This window comes from Luteimonas sp. TWI596, from assembly GCF_039674105.1.
Classification (GTDB): Bacteria; Pseudomonadota; Gammaproteobacteria; order Xanthomonadales; family Xanthomonadaceae; genus Luteimonas.
On the sequence record NZ_JBDJMU010000044.1, the window covers coordinates 1 to 3,244 of the forward strand.

The 3,244-nt window shown below is 56.9% G+C and carries 4 protein-coding genes and 1 pseudogene; 4 read left to right on the forward strand and 1 reads right to left on the reverse strand.

Annotation, left to right across the window (positions count from 1 at the left end; genetic code table 11):
• From ABE487_RS17140 to ABE487_RS17150, 3 genes are all read left to right on the forward strand, one after another.
• Positions 1-443 (forward strand): integrase core domain-containing protein (locus ABE487_RS17140; RefSeq protein WP_346452823.1); only part of this gene is annotated, 443 nt, incomplete at its 5' end.
• On the forward strand, positions 344-784 hold the full coding sequence (locus tag ABE487_RS17145; RefSeq protein ID WP_346452824.1) for an RHS repeat-associated core domain-containing protein: 441 nt from the start codon (positions 344-346) through the stop codon (positions 782-784). The genes ABE487_RS17140 and ABE487_RS17145, both read left to right, overlap by 100 nt.
• A gap of 208 nt (positions 785-992) precedes the next feature.
• The gene (locus tag ABE487_RS17150) at positions 993-1,439 is read left to right on the forward strand and encodes a DUF4375 domain-containing protein (RefSeq protein WP_346452825.1); all 447 of its coding nucleotides are present in this window, start codon (positions 993-995) and stop codon (positions 1,437-1,439) included.
• 87 nt (positions 1,440-1,526) lie between these two features.
• Here the strand turns inward: ABE487_RS17150 and ABE487_RS17155 are convergent, their stop codons facing one another.
• The gene (locus ABE487_RS17155; protein ID WP_346452826.1) at positions 1,527-1,880 is read right to left on the reverse strand and encodes a hypothetical protein; all 354 of its coding nucleotides are present in this window, start codon (positions 1,878-1,880) and stop codon (positions 1,527-1,529) included.
• Positions 1,881-1,932: 52 nt separating this feature from the next.
• Here ABE487_RS17155 and ABE487_RS17160 point away from each other — a divergent pair.
• Positions 1,933-3,244 (forward strand): annotated as a pseudogene (locus tag ABE487_RS17160) (hypothetical protein); the annotation flags it as partial.

The following is a 3,244-nucleotide window of genomic DNA, read 5'->3' on the forward strand; positions in this document are numbered from 1 at the left end:
GCCGTGTCATCAAGAGCCTGGTGATCGTGGATGACGCCAGCCACGAGGCGGTGACAATCGAGGTCGAGCGTGCGATTTCGGGCCACGGCGTCAGCCGTGTGCTGGACCGCCCGGCACTCAGCCGTGGCCTGCCGAAGGTGATCCGGACCGACAACGGCAAGGAATTCTGCGGCAGGGCGATGGTGGCTTGGGCGCACGAGCGTGGCGTGGCGTTGCGCCTGATCCAGCCGGGCAAACCGAACCAGAACGCCTACGTCGAATCGTTCAACGGGCGCCTGCGCGACGAATGCCTCAATGAGCACTGGTTCCCGACACTGCTGCACGCGCGGACCGAGATTGAGCGTTGGCGGCGGGAGTACAACGAAGAGCGGCCGAAGAAATCGCTCGGCGGGCTAACGCCTGCCGCCTATGCCCAACAGCTGGCGGTGAAACCGCTACGATAAGAGCCGGACTCCAGACAGTTCCGCTACTGAAAGCGGGGGGACGTCGCTGGTACAACGGCTTCCGCGACTATGACGGGCGTACCGGGACGTACTTGCAGAGTGATCCGATTGGTTTAAGGGGAGGGGTAAATACCCACGGATACGTCGGTGCTAACCCGATCTCGAATGTCGACTTTTTGGGTTTGCAGGGACATCACTATGTCCCTCGTCAGATAATAAATCGCTACAATTTTTCTCTCGAAGCCAGGGGGGTATTCCAGAATTCGACCACTGGAAAGGTGCAGCATTACTTTGATCGAGGTCATCGGTCGTACAACCAGGCAGTTGGAAGTCATGTGTAAAACTTCCTGAGTCGAAATAATATTGACCCTTCGAAGATGACTGCGCAGCAGGCCCAACAGTGCTTGGATGAGGTTAAGGCATCGCAGCAGCCGGAAATTAAAGATTATCTGCAGCACCTAAGAAATGGGGGTGGATTATTTCGTGATCCCATGAGCTGCCTTTTCTGTAGTATTTTGCTACCCATGCATGAGGAGTCGCCGGAGTACAATGGACCGCCAGTCATCTGACTTCGATTTTGTTGAGAGCCTCTACTTGCGGGGGCTTGCGGGCCGGGCTGATAAGGACCTGTCCAGTCTTCCTGCTCCAGTGCGAGCAGTTGTTACTGCTTGGTGGGCTAAGGGAGTGATAGACAATGGTGGGTTCTCGTATTTGTATGGTTTTCCAGTCGAGATAGACGACATTGAGAGTGCGTTCAGAGAGGTTGGCGCGGATAGTGCAGCAAATGCTTGCGTGAATTATAAATTAATTGTTTCTAGCGGCCGGCTTCTTGGAAGCACATCAACAGGGGTGTCCTTTAAAAATGATGATCTTAAAGGTGCGCGCCTAGAGATTTTGGAAGAGTGTGATCAAACTATTTGGGGGGACGAAAATTTCGATTCATTAGTGGCAGATTACATCCGATCGCATTGGGATGATTTTTCAGCCTTCGGGTAGCCCATCTTTGCCATTATTGTTTTATTTGCGGTAGTTAGCATTCCACTTTCCTTTTCTTCGTGCTGACGCGAGTCCTGATACGCAACCCTACGGCTCCAGCACCCAATCGTTATGCCCCGGGTGATAGGTCGGGTGCTCCTTCATGTAGGCCTTCACTTCATCCATGGCGTCAGCTTCGCGCTTGAAATCCGCCTTGCGCTTGTCCGGGTCGAGGAACGTGACATAAGTGGGCGCGCCACGGTTCTTCTCCCACTCCTGCTTGAAGTGCGCGAACTCGTCGCGGTGGAAGTCGAAGATGCTGCGGTCTTCCGGCGCCTGGCGGCCGCCCCAGTCGGCGCTCTTGAGTGCCCGGGCGTTCTTGACGTGGTCGCTGTGCAGGTTGTCGAACTCGCCCAGCGTGGTGCGTGCGTAGTCGTATTTGACGTTCCAGTCGGACTGCATGACGCCGTCGTCGGCCAGTGCGTTGAACCAGTCGTGCTGTTTGAGCGCCCGGATGACGCGTAACGACGGCAGCTGGCTGGCCTACACCTACGACGGACTGGGGCGGCTGATCGGGAGCACGAGCGGCGATGCCACGCTCGCTTACGGGTACGACTGGTGCGGTAATGGCAAGGGCCGCTTGTGCAACGCCGACTCTCCAACGAGCACCCGTCACTTCGGCTATACCCCTGAGGGCGCCATCGCTATCACACGCGATGTGACGCCGACCTCGGACGATTGGACGCACTACGCCTACGATGCAGTCGGCCGTCTCGGTGGCATTAGCTATGCTAGTGGCACGTCTGTGGGTTACGGCTACCATCGAGGCAGGCTCGCTGTAATCCAGGCCACGATCAGCGGTGTTACCCGCACTGTGGCCGATCAGTTCAAGTACTCGCCAACAGGGGCGATGACGCGAATGGTGTACGGCAACGCCACTGTGAAGGATCGCGAGTACGATCTGGACGGCCGTTTGACGATCACCCACGACCACGGGTGGCTTGGTCACACTTACGGCTACAACGCCGTTGACGAAGTGATCTCTATCCAGAATTGGTCGCGAACGCAGTACAACCAGGACTTCAGTTATGACACGTTGTCCCGGTTGACCAGTATCGCTTCGCCCGCGGGCAACCAGAGCTTTACGTTCGATGCCAACGGCAATCGGACGTATCACCAGTGGCTATCAAATGAGAGCTACACCACGCAGCCGGGCAGCAATAGGCTGTTGTCGTCGGATCATCAATTCACTTACGACGGACGTGGCAACCGGCGGACGAAGTCATGGAATGGATCGAATTCGACTTACCACTATGATGGATTCAACCGTCTGTCATCAGTCTCGCGCGATGTGGGGGTAACCGACACCAATCCGAACTACGTCACCACGACATATCCAGCGGGAACCACGACGTATGTGGTCAATGCTCTTGGTCAGCGGACAGCCAAGAGCGGACCGTTGGGCAGCACTCGATTCGTACACGGCGGGCAAAACACGCTGATGTCAGAGGTGACGAGCGGGCAGTGGACCGATCATATCTGGATGGGCAGCGAGCCGATCGGCTTCGTGCGAGGTGGGCAGCTGTACTTCACGCATGCGGATCGGCTAGGGCGCCCGGAGATAGTGACCGACACGAGCGGCCGACATCGCTGGTATGCCGCAAATTATGCGTATGATCGCGCCGTGCTCGACAGCACGATCGGCGACTACAACTTGGCAGACTCAACTTCCAAGTGCAACACCCGGCGGAGTGTAGGGTGTCGCGATGGGAAAACAGTACAGCCACCTGAGCGCGGAAGAGCGCGCAGTGCTTCAGGTCGAGCGC

What these genes read in the sequence shown, in the direction of transcription:
- ABE487_RS17150 (WP_346452825.1), top strand. Translation starts at nt 993, where the DNA reads ATGGACCGCCAGTCATCTGACTTCGATTTTGTTGAGAGCCTCTACTTG.
- ABE487_RS17155 (WP_346452826.1), bottom strand. Translation starts at nt 1,880, where the DNA reads ATGCAGTCCGACTGGAACGTCAAATACGACTACGCACGCACCACGCTG.